The sequence below is a fragment of the Luteolibacter sp. genome (assembly GCF_058122085.1).
Genome location: NZ_JBIKBQ010000001.1, coordinates 1 through 15,697 on the forward strand (window position 1 = coordinate 1; position 15,697 = coordinate 15,697).

At 61.9% G+C, this 15,697-nt stretch carries 16 protein-coding genes and 1 tRNA gene; 7 read left to right on the top strand and 10 right to left on the bottom strand.

What is annotated here, in order from left to right; genetic code table 11:
• Positions 1 to 308: 308 nt before the first annotated feature.
• Together AC4DF4_RS00005 and AC4DF4_RS00010 are read left to right on the top strand one after the other, a co-directional pair.
• On the top strand, positions 309 to 788 hold the full coding sequence (locus AC4DF4_RS00005; RefSeq protein WP_490046047.1) for a bifunctional nuclease family protein: 480 nt from the start codon (positions 309 to 311) through the stop codon (positions 786 to 788).
• 55 nt (positions 789 to 843) lie between these two features.
• A complete protein-coding gene (locus AC4DF4_RS00010) occupies positions 844 to 2,058 on the top strand; it encodes a M29 family metallopeptidase (RefSeq protein WP_490046048.1) in 1,215 nt (404 codons plus the stop codon).
• On the opposite strand, the gene AC4DF4_RS00015 is transcribed toward AC4DF4_RS00010, so the two are convergent.
• The 6 genes from AC4DF4_RS00015 to AC4DF4_RS00040 all read right to left on the bottom strand — a co-directional run bounded on the left by AC4DF4_RS00015 (position 2,025) and on the right by AC4DF4_RS00040 (position 8,946).
• Positions 2,025 to 2,882 (bottom strand): metal ABC transporter permease, encoded by an 858-nt coding sequence (locus AC4DF4_RS00015; RefSeq protein WP_490046049.1) that lies wholly within the window; start codon positions 2,880 to 2,882, stop codon positions 2,025 to 2,027. The two genes, AC4DF4_RS00010 and AC4DF4_RS00015, sit on opposite strands and share 34 nt — an antisense overlap.
• Positions 2,879 to 3,751, bottom strand: a complete 873-nt coding sequence (locus tag AC4DF4_RS00020; protein ID WP_490046050.1) for a metal ABC transporter permease — start codon at positions 3,749 to 3,751, stop codon at positions 2,879 to 2,881. The genes AC4DF4_RS00015 and AC4DF4_RS00020 overlap by 4 nt, the downstream gene beginning before the upstream one ends.
• Entirely contained in the window at positions 3,744 to 4,649 is a 906-nt protein-coding gene (locus tag AC4DF4_RS00025) for an ATP-binding cassette domain-containing protein (RefSeq protein ID WP_490046051.1), read from the bottom strand. The genes AC4DF4_RS00020 and AC4DF4_RS00025 overlap by 8 nt, the downstream gene beginning before the upstream one ends.
• The gene (locus tag AC4DF4_RS00030) at positions 4,646 to 5,569 is read right to left on the bottom strand and encodes a metal ABC transporter substrate-binding protein (RefSeq protein WP_490046052.1); all 924 of its coding nucleotides are present in this window, start codon (positions 5,567 to 5,569) and stop codon (positions 4,646 to 4,648) included. The genes AC4DF4_RS00025 and AC4DF4_RS00030 overlap by 4 nt, the downstream gene beginning before the upstream one ends.
• Positions 5,570 to 5,629: 60 nt before the next feature.
• Complete coding sequence (locus tag AC4DF4_RS00035) at positions 5,630 to 6,403, bottom strand: transporter (RefSeq protein WP_490046053.1); 774 nt, start codon at positions 6,401 to 6,403, stop codon at positions 5,630 to 5,632.
• A gap of 104 nt (positions 6,404 to 6,507) precedes the next feature.
• Entirely contained in the window at positions 6,508 to 8,946 is a 2,439-nt protein-coding gene (locus AC4DF4_RS00040; RefSeq protein ID WP_490046054.1) for a transglycosylase domain-containing protein, read from the bottom strand.
• A 145-nt stretch (positions 8,947 to 9,091) separates the two neighbouring features.
• On the opposite strand from AC4DF4_RS00040, the gene AC4DF4_RS00045 reads away from it, so the two are divergent.
• Positions 9,092 to 10,159, top strand: a complete 1,068-nt coding sequence (locus tag AC4DF4_RS00045) for a class I SAM-dependent methyltransferase (protein ID WP_490046055.1) — start codon at positions 9,092 to 9,094, stop codon at positions 10,157 to 10,159.
• Here the strand turns inward: AC4DF4_RS00045 and AC4DF4_RS00050 are convergent.
• Positions 10,156 to 10,464, bottom strand: a complete 309-nt coding sequence (locus tag AC4DF4_RS00050; RefSeq protein WP_490046056.1) for a putative signal transducing protein — start codon at positions 10,462 to 10,464, stop codon at positions 10,156 to 10,158. The genes AC4DF4_RS00045 and AC4DF4_RS00050 overlap by 4 nt on opposite strands.
• 103 nt (positions 10,465 to 10,567) lie before the next feature.
• Between AC4DF4_RS00050 and AC4DF4_RS00055 the strand changes: the two genes are divergently transcribed.
• The 4 genes from AC4DF4_RS00055 to AC4DF4_RS00070 all read left to right on the top strand — a co-directional run bounded on the left by AC4DF4_RS00055 (position 10,568) and on the right by AC4DF4_RS00070 (position 12,841).
• Positions 10,568 to 10,649, top strand: a tRNA-Leu gene (locus AC4DF4_RS00055).
• A 199-nt stretch (positions 10,650 to 10,848) separates the two neighbouring features.
• A complete protein-coding gene (locus AC4DF4_RS00060) occupies positions 10,849 to 11,796 on the top strand; it encodes a hypothetical protein (RefSeq protein ID WP_490046057.1) in 948 nt (315 codons plus the stop codon).
• Positions 11,774 to 11,971, top strand: coding sequence for a helix-turn-helix domain-containing protein (locus AC4DF4_RS00065; protein WP_490046058.1), 198 nt, complete (start codon positions 11,774 to 11,776; stop codon positions 11,969 to 11,971). Before AC4DF4_RS00060 ends, AC4DF4_RS00065 begins: the two co-directional genes overlap by 23 nt.
• Positions 11,972 to 12,175: 204 nt before the next feature.
• Positions 12,176 to 12,841, top strand: a complete 666-nt coding sequence (locus tag AC4DF4_RS00070; RefSeq protein WP_490046059.1) for a recombinase family protein — start codon at positions 12,176 to 12,178, stop codon at positions 12,839 to 12,841.
• Between the two features lie 276 nt (positions 12,842 to 13,117).
• Here the strand turns inward: AC4DF4_RS00070 and AC4DF4_RS00075 are convergent, their stop codons facing one another.
• The 3 genes from AC4DF4_RS00075 to AC4DF4_RS00085 form a co-directional block, all read right to left on the bottom strand.
• Positions 13,118 to 13,318, bottom strand: a complete 201-nt coding sequence (locus tag AC4DF4_RS00075; RefSeq protein WP_490046060.1) for a hypothetical protein — start codon at positions 13,316 to 13,318, stop codon at positions 13,118 to 13,120.
• Positions 13,319 to 13,371: 53 nt separating this feature from the next.
• Positions 13,372 to 13,557 carry a hypothetical protein gene (locus AC4DF4_RS00080; RefSeq protein WP_490046061.1) on the bottom strand — a complete coding sequence of 62 codons (186 nt, stop codon included), beginning with the start codon at positions 13,555 to 13,557 and terminating at the stop codon, positions 13,372 to 13,374.
• Between the two features lie 64 nt (positions 13,558 to 13,621).
• On the bottom strand, positions 13,622 to 15,688 hold the full coding sequence (locus tag AC4DF4_RS00085) for a UvrD-helicase domain-containing protein (RefSeq protein WP_490046129.1): 2,067 nt from the start codon (positions 15,686 to 15,688) through the stop codon (positions 13,622 to 13,624).
• Positions 15,689 to 15,697 lie beyond the last annotated feature (9 nt).

Sequence of the window (15,697 nt, forward strand, 5' to 3'; positions counted from 1 at the left end):
GCTCTGTCTCTCGGCCGCCCTCCGTCGTGGCGACGGGCGGAACCTATTCCGGCCCCGCGCCGCCGGTCAATCCATTTTGTGGAGTTTTTTGAAAGTTTCCGCCGGAGTTTCGCAACTCGCTGATTATTAGACTTCAAATCCGCGAATTTCACAGAACTCTGTCGCACGTGACGCAACTTTCCTTGAAAAATCACTGGCGAGGATGAACTCAATTCAGCCAGTCAGCGAAGGAGTCACGGGGAAAGCGGATCGGAGCAATTTGACCTTTGGCCTTGGATAAATCGGTTTGAGTGGCGATGTTGTCGCCGATGTCAAATCTCGTCCGCGTTGAGCCTATTGCGCTTCTACCCACTCAGGCGGGGTGCGCTGTCTTTCTGGGAGACGGTAAGAAATGCATCGTATTTTACATCGATCCAGGTGTGGGAGCGTCAATCAACGCGTCCCTGAGCTCCCAACTCCCGCCGCGCCCGCTGACACATGATTTGTTTCTGCTCGCTCTGGAGACCTTCGGGGCGAAAATCTCGCGGGCCGTGATCGTGCGGATGGAACAGGAAGTCTATTACGCCCGGTTGATTGTGGAGGCCGAGAACGAGATCATGGAGCGTAAAATCGTCGAACTGGATGCGCGACCTTCCGACTGTTTGGCGCTGGTGGTCCGCTGCGGAGCCCCGTTTTATGTGGTTAAGGAGCTTTGGGACAGACTCGACGACATGAGCGGCGTCCTCGCGGATATGCGGAAGGAAGGCGATACGGAAGAAGGCGGCGCTGCGGATACCGATATTCTGTGAGGTCCCGGTAAATCTTCTGTTGCGGCGATCGCGGGCGGTTTTAAAATACCGCCCCATGACAACGATATCGAGCCCCTCCCTTCCCGCTTACTTTCACGAAGAGATTCTGCTTCACCCGGAGAACCGTGAATTCCCGCCGTTCGATCTGGTTCGCCTTCTTGGCACCGTGTTCGCGCCCACCCAAGGGTGCCGGGTTTGCATTCTAATCGATTTTGACAATCCGGAAGAGCTCGTGAAGAACCACGCGTTCCTTGATCACGACGGCTTTCCCGTCCAGAAAAACGCGCACAAGCATTTCTACCTCGGCTTGCAAAACGGAGCTCTCGACGAGCTTGAAATGACCGGCGGCGAGATGTTCGCCTACCGCTGCAGCCATGGCTCAAACCTTGATCTGGCAGACGATGTTTGGGACACGAAGGGAAACAAACTCTCGCTGGATGCCGACATCTACCCGAACTACGACTTGATCCTCTGCATCTCCACATTCTCCGCCACGGCTCCCCTAACGGCGAAGTGCAAGGAATACGGTTTCCGCGGCGCCACGCTACACGGGCTTAACGATGTGATCCTCAATTCCGGCCTCGCCGTGAACTATCACGAGGTGTCGGAGGACACGGAGCGCCTGCGCGTGGCTTTGACGAAAGCCGACTCGATCGAAATTGACTTCTCCCTCGAAGACGGCCGCGTCTTGACGGCATGGCTCGGCCTGAATGCCCAGGAAGCGCAGAAATCCCATGGACTCTGCCTTGGAAAAACTCCGGACATCGCGAATCTTCCCGCGGGCGAGGTTTACTTCGTGCCTGCCGACGCCCGAGGCCAGTTTCCAATGAAATACGAAGACGGGACGCTGGGAGTGCTTGAGGTTGAAAACCGCTGCATCATCCACTCCACGCTGATCCAGGGAAACCAGGCGACCATCGACGCGCACAACGCCCGCCTGGCGGATGACCCGATGACCGGCACGCTCGGCGAGCTCGGTTTTGGCACGCAGGTGCTGCCGGTTTCAGGGGCGGACATCCAGGATGAAAAGGTCCTCGGCACCTGCCATCTGGCAACCGGCCGCGACGACCATCTCGGCGGTGACATCTTGCCAAGCATGTTCAAGAAGCACGAGAATTCCACTCACGACGACATCCTGTTCGCGCCGCACAAGACGCCCAATTTCAACATCAGCCAGGTCCGCATGAATCGCGGGCAGCAGCAGGAAATCCTCATCGAGAACTTCCGCCCCGCACGTTATCTAATCGACGCGTTGGCGGCGGGACGCTGAGCGCGGCGCCCGATGATTCCGTATTTCGGCGCGAACAGCAGCGAGCCTGCGAACAGCAGCGCCTGCGCCAGCACGACGCAGGCCCCGGTGGACGCGTCGATGTGATAGCTGGTGAAAATCCCTATCACGGTCGAGCCCACGGCCGCGGTGACCGCGATGGCCAGCATCCGGTCGAAGCGATCCGTCCAGAGGTGGGCGATGCTGCCTGGCGTCACCAGCATGGCGACGACCAGGATAATTCCCACAGCCTGAAGCGAAACGACGATGGCAAGCGACAGCAGGCCGAGCAGCAGGTAGTTGAGAAAACGATCCGGCAGCGCCATCACCCGCGCCTGGCCGGGATCGAAGCAGATCAGCAGCAAGTCGCGCCGCAGGGCGAGCGTCACGCCGAGCACCACTCCGCCGAGACCGAGCGATTGCCACATCTGGGATGGCGTAATGCCGAGGATGTTTCCTAACAAAATATGATCCAGATGCATGTCCGAAGGCGTCCGGCTGAAGAGCACCAGCCCGAAGGCAAACAATCCTGTGAACACGACGCCCATCACCGTGTCCTCCTTGATCCGGCTGTTCCGCTTGATGAAGCCCGTGCCGACAGCGCAAAACAGCCCCGCCGCGAAGGCACCGATCGCGAGAGGCAGCCCGGCGATGTATGCGAGCACGATTCCCGGCAGCACGGCGTGGGAAATGGCGTCGCCCATCAGCGACCAACCCTTGAGAATCAGGAAACACGACAGCACCGCGCAAAGAGCCGCGACCATCGCTCCGACGAGCAGCGCGTCGCGCATGAAAGCGTATTGCAGCGGTTCGAAAAACTCCGTCATGGCGCGGGCGGGGTGGCCGCGCGGGCGAGGCGGCGTTGGGAGGCGAGCATGCCGTGCTTCGGCGCGAAGAGAAAAGCGGCTAGAAAAACCAGCGTCTGGAGCGTGACAATGCACCCGCCCGTCGCGCCATTGAAAAAGTAACTGGCGTAAGCGCCCGCCAGCGAGGTGGCGACTCCCATGGTGGATGACAGCCAGAGCATTTTACCGAAGCGGTCCGTCAGTAAATAGGCGGTCGCGCCCGGCGTGACGAGCATGGCGACCACCAGGCAGGCGCCTACCGCCTGCAAGGCCGCGACGGCGGTGGCGGCCAGCAGCGCGAGCAAGGTGACATGCAACCCGGCGGCCGGAAGCCCGAGCGTGCGGGCCTGGTTCGGATCGAAGCAGAAGAGCATCAGGTCCTTCCATTTCAGGCCCAGCACCAGCAGCGTGACCGCGCTGATGACGATGACCTGCCAGATATCAGGATCGGAAATGCCGAGGATGTTTCCCAGCAGGATGACTTTCAAATCCACCCGCGCCGGGAACAGCGAGATGAGCAACAGACCGAGCGCGAAGTAGGCGGTGAAGACGATGCCGATCGTAGCGTCCTCGCGGATGCGGCTTTTCGCCTTGATGAAAGCCATGGTCGCAGCGGCTAACAAACCGGCGACGAACGCGCCCAGCGCGAACGGCAGCCCGAGGATGTAGGCCAGCGCGACGCCGGGAACGACCGCGTGCGACAGGGCGTCGCCCATCAACGACCAGCCCTTGAGAGTCACGAAAGACGACAGGAACCCGCACACGCCGCCGATCAGCGCGCTGACCCAGATGGCGCGCAGCATGTAGTCGTAGTGAAACGGCGTCAGTAGGGACTGGAGGAGTTCACTCATGCTCTTCGGATCGCTGTTTCAACAACTCCTCGTGCTCGCCGCGGTCCTTGTATTCGAGGTGGCCGTCCTTGCCGAAAATGAGCGGGCGCTCGTCATCAGTGAGAATGCTAACCGCCCGACCGTCATGGTCCTGGATGGTGGATTGATCGAACTTGAACTGCCGCAGCACGCCGCCGAAAGCCGCCGACAGGTTTTGTTCGGTGAACACCTGGGAAGTGGGACCATACGCCAGCACGGTGCGGTTGATGAGCACCACCTGGTCGCAGAACTCCGGGACGGTTCCCAGATTGTGAGTGGAAACGAAGATGATGCAGCCCTCAGCGCGGAGTTCGCGGAGCAGGACGATGATGGCCTCCTCCGTCTTCACGTCCACGCCGGTGAACGGCTCGTCCAGCAGGATCAAGCGCCCGCCCTGGGCCAGTGCGCGAGCCAGGAAAACCCGCTTTTTCTGGCCGCCACTCAGCTCGCCGATCTGGCGGTTCCGGAACTCCCACATCGAGACCCGGCGCAGGCTTTCCTCGACTCTCGCCTTGTCCAACGCACGCGGGATCCGCAGGAAATTCATCGCGCCGTAGCGGCCCATCATCGCCACATCCCAGACGCTAACGGGAAACTGCCAGTCCACCTCCTCCGCCTGCGGGACGTAGGCGACGAGGTGCTGCTTGAGCACGGCGCGCACCGGCAGACCGTTGATTTTCACGCTGCCGGACTTCGGTCTCACAAAGCCCATGATACTCTTGAAAAGCGTGGACTTGCCGCTTCCGTTGACGCCGACGAGGGCGCAAATCGTGCCGCCCTCGAGGCGGAACGTGGTATCGTGCAGGGCGAGATGACCGTTCGGATAGGATACTGAAACGCCCTCGACGTCGAGCTGCGGGAGATCTTGCTGAGTGCTCATTGCGGACGGAGGAATCCTTTCACGATGGTCTCGGCATTGCTCTCCAGAAGTTTCAAATAGGTCGGTGCCGGACCACCCGCGGCGGTCAGGGAGTCCACGTAAAGCACGCCGCCGTAACGGGCTCCGGTTTCCTTCGCGACCTGCCGGGCGGGCTTGTCGCTGACGGTGCTCTCGGAGAAAATCACGGGAATCCGGTTCGCCCGCACGCCGTCGATGACTTGCTTCACTTGCTGCGGAGTGCCTTGGGCGTCGGCGTTGATAGGCCACAGATAGAGCTGCTTGAGACCGTAGTTGGCGCAGAGGTAGGAGAAGGCGCCCTCGCTGCTAACCAGCCAGCGTTGATCCTCCGGGATGGCGGCGAGTTTCTGGCGGATCGGTTCGTCGAGCGCCTTGATTTTCGCGGTGTAGGCGGCGGCGTTGGCGGTGTAAACCGCCTCGTTGGCGGGGTCCGCATTCACGAGCGCGCGGCGGATGTTTTCCACATAGATCACGGCGTTCGCCGGTGACATCCAGGCGTGGGGATTCGGCTTGCCGGAGTAGGGCCCCTCGCCGATGCCGATGGGCGTGATGCCCTCGGTCAGCACCGCGCCAGGCACGTTCTTCACGTTGGTGAAAAATTTTTCGAACCAGAGTTCGAGATTCATGCCGTTCCACAAAACGAGGTCCGCGCCCTGCGCCTTGACGATGTCTTTCGGAGTCGGTTCGTAGCCGTGGATCTCCGCGCCGGGCTTGGTGATCGACTCCACTTCCGCCGCCTCCCCTGCGACCTCACGGGCCATGTCGGCGATGATGGTGAAACTCGTCACCACCCGCTTTTTGCCCGAGGCGGACGGCTTTTTCGCTCCACCGCAGCCGACGGCGAGCATGGCGCACAACCCAGTCGCGAGCAGGAGCACGCTTCTGCGGGCAACACGTTTCATGGGCGTATCAATGTCAAATTTCATATTCGCTACAATGTAGAATTTCAGATGAGGCTAAATTTAAAACTTCGTGCTCAGCCCCAGGAATGGCGTGAAATCGGTGGAGGCCGAGGTGAGGCCGACTCTTACGCCGCCGTCGACTTGCCAGGTCGGAGTCACCGCCCAAGTCATGCCGGTGTTGAAATAAGCTTCCCAGTCCGATCCGGATTCAGCGCTCAGGACACTGACTGCTTCGAGGAAGATCGCGGTATGTTCCGTCAATCCATGGCTGGCCGTGGCCGAGTTCAGCAGGCCGAGGTGGTAGCCGCGGCCATCTTCATCCGCCTCCACATCCAGTTCCGCCATCACCGCGCAGGACCAGTCGGCTGGCCCGTCGAAGCCGAGCGGGACGATCAAGCCGCCTTCAAACTCGCCGTTTCCGAGGTCACCGTTCGCCGTAGGAATCTTGATAAATGGCATCAATGCCAGAGCGGTCGCGCCCTCGTCATTGCCCCAGAGATTGCGCTTGATGCGGATTTCCATGTCGCCGAAGCCTTCGCCGCCCTTGCGGACGTGGCTGTAGAACGGCATCACCACTTGCAGATCGGTCGCGTGATCGAGGCCGATCTTGGCGTTGAGCTCCCCGAGCGAAAATTCGCGCGCGCCGCCGTCGCGGGTGGAACTGGCGATTTCCATTTCGAATTGGAAATGCCCGGCGTCCACGGTGCGCGGGCTTTCGGTGGTGTCGGGTCGGTCGGTGCTGAGCGGGCGGAGACCGGCGGCCGGGCTGATTGAAATTCCGCTAGCCATGACGACGAGCGGAAATGCGGCTGATTTGAGGAATCGAGTGGTCATGTCCCGACAACTTAGCCGAAGCTAATTTTAGTTTTCAAGGCTAATTTCACGAATGGATCAATTCCCGGATTGCTGCAGCCAGCTCATCATTTTCTCCGCGAAAATCACTCGTCCAGAATCTGGAGCCGCACCGGAGGCTTCAGCGGCATGCCTTCTTCGACATCCCCGAGGTCGAGGCTGTCGAGCACGTTGGTGTGGCGGCGGACGAGCCCGGCCTCGGCGGATGTCGCCGCGAAACTCGGGACTTCGATGTGATAGGGATCGTCGCCGATGAGGACGGGCTCCTTCGGGCGGACCGGCACGGCGTCGAGCGCGGGCATGTTGAGGATGGCCATTTCTGGGATCGCGCCGTCGCTGACAGCTCCGGAATGGACGGTGCAAAACGGCAGGTTTTCCGTGCCCTTGCGAAAATACTCGGACATCGCCGTGGAACGTGAGCGGACTTTTCCGGAGCCTATATCCTCGACGTGCTCTTGGCAGAACTGAGTCGCGCGCTGTCCGGAAGTCGCACAAACGGGAATCTCGATCACGCTGGCCGGAGCCGACAATCCCCCGCCGCCGAACGACGGGGCCGCCGCGTTCATGGCGGCCTGCCAGACCGGCATCGCGAGATCCCGGCTGAAGGCTCCCGGATAGATCGGCTCGCCGCTGCCCGTCAGGAATCCGGTCCACACCCCGCAGGTGATCCGCTTGTTATAACCGATGAACCAGGAGTCCGAGAAGCCGTAGGTGGAGCCGCCCTTGCCCGCCCCGCTGAACGGTTTTTCGACCAATTCGCCGAGAACCCCCTTCGAGCTGCCGCGGTAAAGCGAACCGGCCATCATGCTGTGGACTTGCCACGCCGTTGCCGGGTCGATGACCGGACGCGACGTCTTCGCCTGGCGCTGGCGGCGATACACCACCCGCCCCGCCGCGTTCTCGACGCGGTCCAGATAGACCAGCTTGTCAGGCCCGGACATCCCGCCGAGGGGAAAGGTCGTCATCGCCCGCACCGCTTGTTTCATCGAGACCTCTTCGAAACCGACCGCGAGACGCGGCAGCAATTCCGCCTTCTGCAGCGGCAGTCCGAAGGCGACGCTGGTATCGACGACCCGTTGCAAGCCCGCCATTCCGGCGAAGCGCACCGTGGCGGCGATCTTTGAATTTTCCAACGCCTCGCGCACCGGGATCTGCCCCGCGTATGTCGGCGACGGGACTTCCATCCCCCACTCGCCGAGAATCCCTTCCTGGCCGCCCACCATCACCGCGCGGTTGTCCATAGGTTCGTCCTCGATGAGCGACGCGGGCGTCTGCCCGCCGCTCAGGCCGGCCGCGTAGATATAGGGGAAAAACGCGGTACCTAACGGTCGCTTGCCGAGCTCGATGAAATCATAGGGAACCTGCGCGTAGTCCCGCCCGCCGACGTGGGCAAGCACCTCGCCGGTTTCGTGGTCGAGCATCAGCGCGGCACCTTGAAGATAGGTGGCGGGCTTCGAGCTACTTTTCCGATAGTCCTGATATTTCTGGTGCGCGTATCCCGGCCGGGCCTCGGCTGTCGCCAGGCTTTCCAACAAGGATTTCTGCGCCGCATTCTGCGCTTCGGCGAGGATCGTGGTGTGAATCCTGAATTTCCCGGAAGCCAGCGCGTCCTCGCCGAGCGCCTGGCCGACGGCTTCCGCGACCCGCTCATAGAGATGCGAAGTGCCGCGGCGCAGCGGTTGCGAATTGAGGGAAAGCGGCAAGCTCTTGAGCCGGGCCAGCTCGGAGGAGGAAATCATGTGCTCCTCGCGCATCCGGCCGAGCACGTAGTTGCGCCCGTCCAGATTCGCCTTGGGATTGTTCAGCGGCGAGCGACCGTTAGGATTTTTGATCAAGGTGACCAACGATGCGCACTCATCGACAGTTAGCTCCGCCGGCTCCTTGCCGAAGTATCCAAGCGAAGCGGAGCGAATGCCGTAAAACCCGCTGCCGAAATAGATGCGGTTGAGATAGAAACTGAGGATTTCCCGCTTCGAGTAACGGTCCTCGATCCGCCGCGCGAGGAAGGCTTCGACCATTTTCCGCTGGATCGTGGTCTCGTTCCGCAAGACCGCCTCCTGCTTGAGGTTGTAGGCGTTGCGCGCCAACTGCTGGGTGATCGTGCTCGCGCCCTGGTTGCCGCCCTGGGCGTTCAAGATGACCGCGCGGGCGACGCCAATGTAGTCAACGCCATGATGCGACAGAAACCGCGAGTCCTCGCCGGCGCGCAGGGCCTTGATGAAAATTTCCGGAACCCGCTCGATCGGGATCACGCTGCGGTTCTGGACGAAGATCCGGCCGATTTCCTTGCCGTTCCGGTCCAGAATGATGCTTGGTTCCTCAAGGTCGTTGATGCGCGCGAGATCGTAAGTCGCCGCGCGCTGGCGGTATTCGCGGGTGTAGGCCTCCATGAACAGCCAACCCGCTCCGCCCGCGACCAGCCCCATCAGCAAGCCCAGCACCAGAACGGTCAGCCAAAAGCCTTTGCGCTTGAAGAACCAGCGCTTGCTGCTCTTCTTCCGATTCGTTTTTTGAATTTTTGCCATGCCTGATCCGGATTCATCACCGACCTGCCATTCGGTCACGCGAGCGGAACGCTATCCGAGCGACGCGGCTCCCGCAACCCCTTCGTTGGGGGCGATTTTGCGGGACCGGATCGCGCGGGAAGGCCCTCTGGGGTTTCCGGATTTCATGGCCGCCGCCTTATACCAACCATCGCTCGGCTACTACGCCCGCGAAACCCGCCAGGTCGGGCGCGGCGGAGATTTCTTCACCAGCGTGAGCGTGGGCCCGCTGTTCGGCGAGTTGCTGGCCCGGCGCTTTCTCCGCGAATGGCGGGAATCCGGCTCGCCCGCGCGCTGGCGGATCATCGAATGCGGCGCACACGACGGCACGCTCGCCGCCGACATTCTCGGCGCGATTTCCCGGCTCGATCCGCAGGCATTCGCCGCGCTCGAATACGCCGTCCCCGAGCCCTTGCCCCGTCTCCAAGCCGCACAGCGGGAAACGCTCCGCGGATTTCAGGGGAAAACGTGCTTCATCACGGAGGCCTGCGAGCTCCACGCAGATCCCCTGCCGGGCATCGCCTTCGGCAATGAACTGCTCGACGCCCTGCCGTTTCATGTCGTCGAACGGACTAACGGCAGCTGGCGCGAATGTACGGTCGCGGCCGCCCCGGACGGCGATTTCGTCTGGCAGGCCGGTCATGAAATCATGCTCCCCGCCTTGCTCGACGCGCTTGCTCCGCTAGGAAATTCGTTCCCGGAAGGCTACCGCACCGAAGTCCGCACGAACTTCCGGGACTTCCTCGAACCACTCACCCGCTGTCTTTCCTCGGGCTTACTCCTCTGGCCCGACTACGGCTTCGCGCGGCCCGAATATTATCACCCGGACCGCAAAACCGGCACCCTCCGCACCTTCTCCAAACACCGCGCCGCGGAAAACCCGCTCGCCACGCCCGGGGAAATCGACATCACCGCGCACGTCGATTTCACCGCCGTCGCGGAAACCGCGATCCAGCTCGGCTGCCGGCCCGTTGCGTTCTCCTCGCAGGGCAGCTGGCTCACCGGCCAGGCCCGCGACTGGCTCCTCGCTCAGGAAGGAAATCCCGACGCCGCCGCGCTCCGCCAATTCCAAACCCTCACCCATCCCGCCCACCTCGGCGGCAGTTTCCACGTCCTCGAACTTTCGTGGAACTCACCCGCCGCACCCGTCACTCCGCCGGAAACCTGGCACCGCCTCGGGATCGGCCCGCCCTAAACCGCCGGTCGGGCCGCACCGCATTTCCAGCAGGAATCGAACGACGCCGGCACCGCCTCGCCGCAGGATGCGCACGCCCAATCCTCCCCCAAAACCGGCGGACTCTCCGCGTGGCTGCGCAGCAACTCGAGCGCGCGCTCGTAATCCTCGTCATCCCGCACGCATAACGACGGCATCACCGCGAAGGGCACCGCCAGGTTGTACAAACTCTCGTGACGGATCAAATTCGCGATGCCCGCCTCATCCAGCACCGTCTTGAAATATCCCAGCCTCGCCAGATCGTGATGCGTATAAACTTCTTTCATCCTTCACACCAGAGCGGCTCCGCCGGCGGTCCACAAGCGGATTCTCCCGCCGTGCAATGTGTGCTTGCCCCGCGCCCGCGCCCCGGTAGAGTCCCGTCCGCAAGCCGGGATGGCGGAATTGGTAGACGCGCCAGATTTAGGTTCTGGTATCGAAAGGTGTGCAGGTTCGAGTCCTGTTCCCGGCACTTTTTTAGGCAGCTGCTTATATCCACTTAATACGTTGATTTTAAGCGATTTACAATGAACAACCGAAGCCTGGAGGTGTTCATAATCACTGTTTAAATTGCGCCAAAATGCGCCCATTAGCCGGTTCTATTGCGCGGTCTGTTGCGCGGCATTTCCCGCCACTCCCCACCCTCCCGCTGCAGTGATACTATCCGCTGCATGAAAGATCCACGCGATGACCACCAGAATGCCCCGCTTTCCAAGGACGATGCCCCGAAACCCGCACCTGCGGATGCCTCGGGGGATTCCGGGACCGGCGATGCCTCGGAGCCGATTGACATTGTCGATGCCGAGGTGGTTCCCGATCCACGGCCTGATCGGAAGGGACGCCAAGGCGCTGCGCTGCGTCGGGGCTCGGAGAAGAAAAGAGTGCGCGGCTATGAAACGCGACGCCGGCTGATAGAACTACATGTGTTCGGTGGGAAGCGTCTCAAGGAGTGCGCCTATGAGCTGGGCATCAGCTACGGCCGGGCGCATGCAGTCTGGCGTACGGTGGTGGCGGAGGCTCACGGCGGGCATGGCACGAAGGACGAGCATCTGCAGGCGGTGCGCGGCTACCTCGACTGCCACTACCGCAGGCTGATTGAGGAATCGCAGCCGAGAATTGCCGAGGGCGCGGCCTACGGCGCGGTGGTGGTGCAGGCGTGCAAGGCGCTTGCGGAGCTTCACGACCTGAAGACCGAAAAACCGCAGCCGCAAGGTCTCACACTGGAAGATGTGGGCCGCGAGGTGCGTGTGGTGTCGCCGCTTCTGTTGGAACGTCTGGAGCAGATCCGGGGACTCAACGCCTCCGGCAGCAATCAGGCCGAGTCAAATCCCGCCTGTCCCACTCTCGGCGGCGTTCCGGTGGAAGGCGCGGTGCAGGAGCCTGCGATGGCTGCCGGCGCAAAATCTCCCCTGCTGGATGGAAGCGTGACCGAGCGCATGCACCACGGGGTGATGCGCGAGGGGGATCGTGTCGTGGAGAGGGCGCAACTTGAAGGTGCCGATGCTGCGCTTGATGCCATGCCGGTGAAGCGAAAACCAGACGAGGCATCCAAGGACCAGGGTTGTGATTCGGCAGGTCGATCCCCATCCTCCCTGAATGAACAAACAGAAAACGACTGAAGTTCGGCGTGCATACTCTTTGCAGGAAACCGCGGCATTCTTTGGAAAAGAGAGAACTTGGGCTTATCGGCAAGTGAAAGCCGGGCGCATCAAGGCCATTACGGGTTTCGGGGCCATGCTCGTCTCGGCGTCCGAGATCGAGCGCATCCTTAATGCGGAGCAGCCTCACAGGTAGCGGCCTTTGCCGAATCGCACCACGATCGCCAAGCTGTCCGCGGAAGAACACCAGTAGAAGGGACCAAATAAACCCCCGCCGAATTTTGGCGTTTCCGCGCGGTGGAATCCTTGCGGTTTCGCCAAGATTCGGGTGTTGAAAATAGATGCGGCAGGGACCGCGATATCATTTGATTAGATGGTCCGCTAGAGCGAACACACGGACATGGAAAACAAGCCATCCCCCGTTGTGCCGGTCGCCATCCTCGTCCGGGTGTCCACCAAGCGTCAGGAAACCGAGCGTCAGGTCCACGAGCTGCGTGCCGTGGCGGATGCGCGTGGCTGGCAGGTGGTCGAGGTCGTCGAGGAGGATGGCGTGTCCGGCGCGGCCAAGGATGCCGACCGGCACGGGCTGGCGCGGGTGGAGACGCTCGCCGCCGCGGGTGCGATCCGCAAGGTGCTCGTGCATGAGGTGTCGCGTGTTGGTCGCCGGCCTGCGGTGGTGCATGGCTTCGTGGAGCGACTGCTCGACATGAAGGTGTCGCTCTACTGGCACTCACAGCGGGTCGAGACGATGCTGGATAGCGGCAAGCGCAACCCGTCGGCGGGCATGATGTTGGCGGTCCTGGCCGAGATGGCGCTGGCGGAGCGGGAAACCCTGCGGGAGCGTGTGCTGTCTGGTCTTGAGGCGGCGCGGAGGGCTGGCAAGGTATTGGGTCGCCCGGTGGGGACGGTCATGCCAAGGGACCAGCTACTGGCCAGACACGCCGACGTGGTGCGCCTGCTGCGGGCCGGGAAGAGCCTGCGCGATGTGGCGGCGCGGACACGTAAAGGCACCAGCACGGTGAAGAGAATCAAGGTGCTGATGCGGGCGGACTCAGTGGCCTGCTGAGCGGCTGCGCTATACGCTGGGTTCGTGCTGCTACTGCATCTTCCTGGCGTGAAGAAATCCGTGCGGGCAGGAGCCCCCCGCCCCCCCTTTTTTGGTTCCATCGACCTTTACACCACATTCTCTGATCCGCGCATGCGAAAGAGGCCGCCCATGGTCCCTGGCAATTCGTTTGAACGGTTACTTGCGGAGCGGGAGGCGGCCACGGGGCTGCCTGCGGGGTTGTGGAGTCTGTAGGGGGCATGGTGTTTGGGGTTAGTTTTGGTATGGATGGGCCGGTCATCGGATCGCTGGTCCCGCTCCGTAGGGTGCCAGTTTCTCCTGCAGTTCCTTCGGCCATTCCAGGAACGGCTTGCTGAGAATCGTCTCCCCTTCCTGCTGGTTGATCATCTCGTCGGTCAATACTCCCTTGACCTTCATTGTTCCGAGCATCGCGTTGAGGGCGAGTTCTCCTTCCGGGCTGAGTGGTGATGCTTCCATGGCTTCGCCACCATGCTTCCATGCCGCCGGGAAGTCGAGAGCATAGCCCCGCCTCACGCCGACTTCGCCAGAATCTCCAGCAGCAGGCGCGCAAAGCCCTTCTGGACGGTCTTGTTAGCGAGGAACTGGGCCATCAGCTCCTGATGGGCGTCGCCGCTGGCGAGGACGGCATCCTCGACGGCTTTCGGGAAATCCCGGAGCATCGCCTGCTCGGCGGTGTTGTTGCGCACCTGGGCCATCACGCCGGAGTTCTCTTGGACCTTGGCGGCGATGGTGAAGTGCTGGAGGTCGTAGCGTGGGAAATCACTGAAGTCGGATCACCGTCGCGTTCCGCTTGGCGCGTGTCAGAGCGACGTATTCGAGGCGCTGCTTGTCGAACTGCTGCGTGCTGCCGGGCGTGCGACCCGGCTTGGCGATCAGGACGACCTCGTCAAACTCAAGTCCCTTGGCGCGGTGCATAGTGGCGACGCGTGCGGCGGAAGATTCGGCGCGGTCCCGTTCGTTAGGACCGATCAGAGTGGAGGTGATCCCAGCGGCCTTGAGGGCTTTGAGCGTTTCCTGGGCTTCGTGCTTGGTCGGCACCATGACGCACACGGAGCGGCCTGCCGCCAAGGACACAGCGACGACGTCCACCGCCTTGGCGAAGGCGTCTTCCAGGTGGGCTACCTGGATGAACGCGGGCTCTGGGCCGCGCGAGATGGACTTGTATTTTTTCACCTCGTCCGATCCTTCGTCGAGGTCGTCCACCTCGCAGCCTTCGAGCAGGGCGACGGCGGCGCGGCGGATTTCCTCGGTGGTGCGGTAGTTCAGATACAGCTTCCGGCCCCGGCCGCGGATGTCGATGCCGCACTCGCTCATGGAGGCGCGGTGTTGGTTGTAGATCCGCTGGTGACCATCGCCAACGAAGCAGAGGTCGTTCTTGCCGGGTTGGACCATGGCGCGGAGGAGCTTGAGCGCCTGCGGTCCGAAGTCCTGGGTCTCATCGACGACGATCGAGGCGTAGGAGGTGGGGTGCTTCTTTAACAATGAAACGGCGTCACGGTAGGCGTCATCCACCTCCTTGAGTTTACGCAACGTGATGGCCGCGCGGTAGTCTTCGAACACCGGCCAGATGGCATCCCGCTTGCCACGGGTGAGCACGGTGCCGCGTCCTTTGCGGCGGGCCTGGCGGTATTCATCCCGGGTGCTCACACCTTGGGCGAGGATCACGTTTTCGAACTCCTCTTCGTAAAACCCCGGAGGCAGGCCGAGGGTGGGGTCCGCCGCCGCGAGGGCGAGATTCCAGGCGTCCGCCGCCGGACCACTCCGGCGGTCGAAGATGATGGTGTATTCGTACTGATGCTTGCGCAGGAACCCATGCACCCATGCGTCGAGGTTCTGCACCTCGATGCGCTGCATGACCGCCGGACCGCAGAGGGTTTTGAGGTTCTCCTCGATGTCCTGAGCCAGATTCCGGGTGAAGGTGGTGAAGAACACCTTCTGTCCTTCCTCCAGTCGGTTTTCCGCGAGCCACTTGGCGCGGTGCATGGCCAGCACGGTCTTGCCGGTGCCTGCGCCGCCGAGCACGCGCATCGGTCCGTTGCGGTCGGAGTCGGCGAGCTTGCGTTGGGTGGGGTGGAGAAACACCCGCCACTGGGCGAGCGGCGCATTCATGATGGCCGTCATGGTGTCCGGATCGTCCACCACCACGAAGCGGGCCTGGGACTCGGCGGTTTGTAGCGCGGTTGCGAAATCCTCCGTGTCCACCTTCTTGTCCACGCGGGTTTCACGAGAGGTGAGCACTTCCGACACGGTGTCACCAGCCGCAATGAGGAAGAGTCCTTCGTAGGCTTCCACTGGCAGACGCTCCTGCATGACGTCCAACTCCTGTTCCGAGCGGATGTTCCGCACTTGAGGGATCATCTCTTCGGGCGTGCCGATGCTAAGCAGTTCGGCATCCGTGAGAGTTGCGTAGAGTGGTGCAGCTGCCACCCTTGAATCGGCAGCCATGGGCTGGGTCATAGGGGCGTCAGATACTTCCTCCGTAAGTTCCACCGCGAAGAGCTGCATGGCCCCGGTCACCGGGTTGATCGCCACACGACGGGTCTCCGCCCAGCGGTAGGCGTCGTCGTGCTTGTCCACATACATCAGCACATAGACATCACCCTTGTCCGGTTTGAAGACGATGCCGCGCCAGTCCTGATCGATGCGCACCGAACGGAGGTTCTTGTCGCGCGCGCCTTTGATCGTTTCGTAATTGATACTGCTTGCTGTCGGGTCGCTTTGGAAGCGGAGCGCCCATTTGAGCACCTTCGACTGGATCGACGACGGCAGTTTAGAGAGGTTGGACAGGAAATCCTGAGCGAGTGCTACTTTGAGGTTCATGAAGATTATTGGTTA

Bases quoted from the DNA above. Each gene is read 5' to 3' on its own strand.
- AC4DF4_RS00005 (WP_490046047.1), top strand. From the start codon at position 309: ATGTCAAATCTCGTCCGCGTTGAGCCTATTGCGCTTCTACCCACTCAG.
- AC4DF4_RS00010 (WP_490046048.1), top strand. From the start codon at position 844: ATGACAACGATATCGAGCCCCTCCCTTCCCGCTTACTTTCACGAAGAG.
- AC4DF4_RS00015 (WP_490046049.1), bottom strand. From the start codon at position 2,882: ATGACGGAGTTTTTCGAACCGCTGCAATACGCTTTCATGCGCGACGCG.
- AC4DF4_RS00020 (WP_490046050.1), bottom strand. From the start codon at position 3,751: ATGAGTGAACTCCTCCAGTCCCTACTGACGCCGTTTCACTACGACTAC.
- AC4DF4_RS00025 (WP_490046051.1), bottom strand. From the start codon at position 4,649: ATGAGCACTCAGCAAGATCTCCCGCAGCTCGACGTCGAGGGCGTTTCA.
- AC4DF4_RS00030 (WP_490046052.1), bottom strand. From the start codon at position 5,569: ATGAAACGTGTTGCCCGCAGAAGCGTGCTCCTGCTCGCGACTGGGTTG.
- AC4DF4_RS00035 (WP_490046053.1), bottom strand. From the start codon at position 6,403: ATGACCACTCGATTCCTCAAATCAGCCGCATTTCCGCTCGTCGTCATG.
- AC4DF4_RS00040 (WP_490046054.1), bottom strand. From the start codon at position 8,946: ATGGCAAAAATTCAAAAAACGAATCGGAAGAAGAGCAGCAAGCGCTGG.
- AC4DF4_RS00045 (WP_490046055.1), top strand. From the start codon at position 9,092: ATGGCCGCCGCCTTATACCAACCATCGCTCGGCTACTACGCCCGCGAA.
- AC4DF4_RS00050 (WP_490046056.1), bottom strand. From the start codon at position 10,464: ATGAAAGAAGTTTATACGCATCACGATCTGGCGAGGCTGGGATATTTC.
- AC4DF4_RS00060 (WP_490046057.1), top strand. From the start codon at position 10,849: ATGAAAGATCCACGCGATGACCACCAGAATGCCCCGCTTTCCAAGGAC.
- AC4DF4_RS00065 (WP_490046058.1), top strand. From the start codon at position 11,774: ATGAACAAACAGAAAACGACTGAAGTTCGGCGTGCATACTCTTTGCAG.
- AC4DF4_RS00070 (WP_490046059.1), top strand. From the start codon at position 12,176: ATGGAAAACAAGCCATCCCCCGTTGTGCCGGTCGCCATCCTCGTCCGG.
- AC4DF4_RS00075 (WP_490046060.1), bottom strand. From the start codon at position 13,318: ATGGAAGCATCACCACTCAGCCCGGAAGGAGAACTCGCCCTCAACGCG.
- AC4DF4_RS00080 (WP_490046061.1), bottom strand. From the start codon at position 13,557: ATGGCCCAGGTGCGCAACAACACCGCCGAGCAGGCGATGCTCCGGGAT.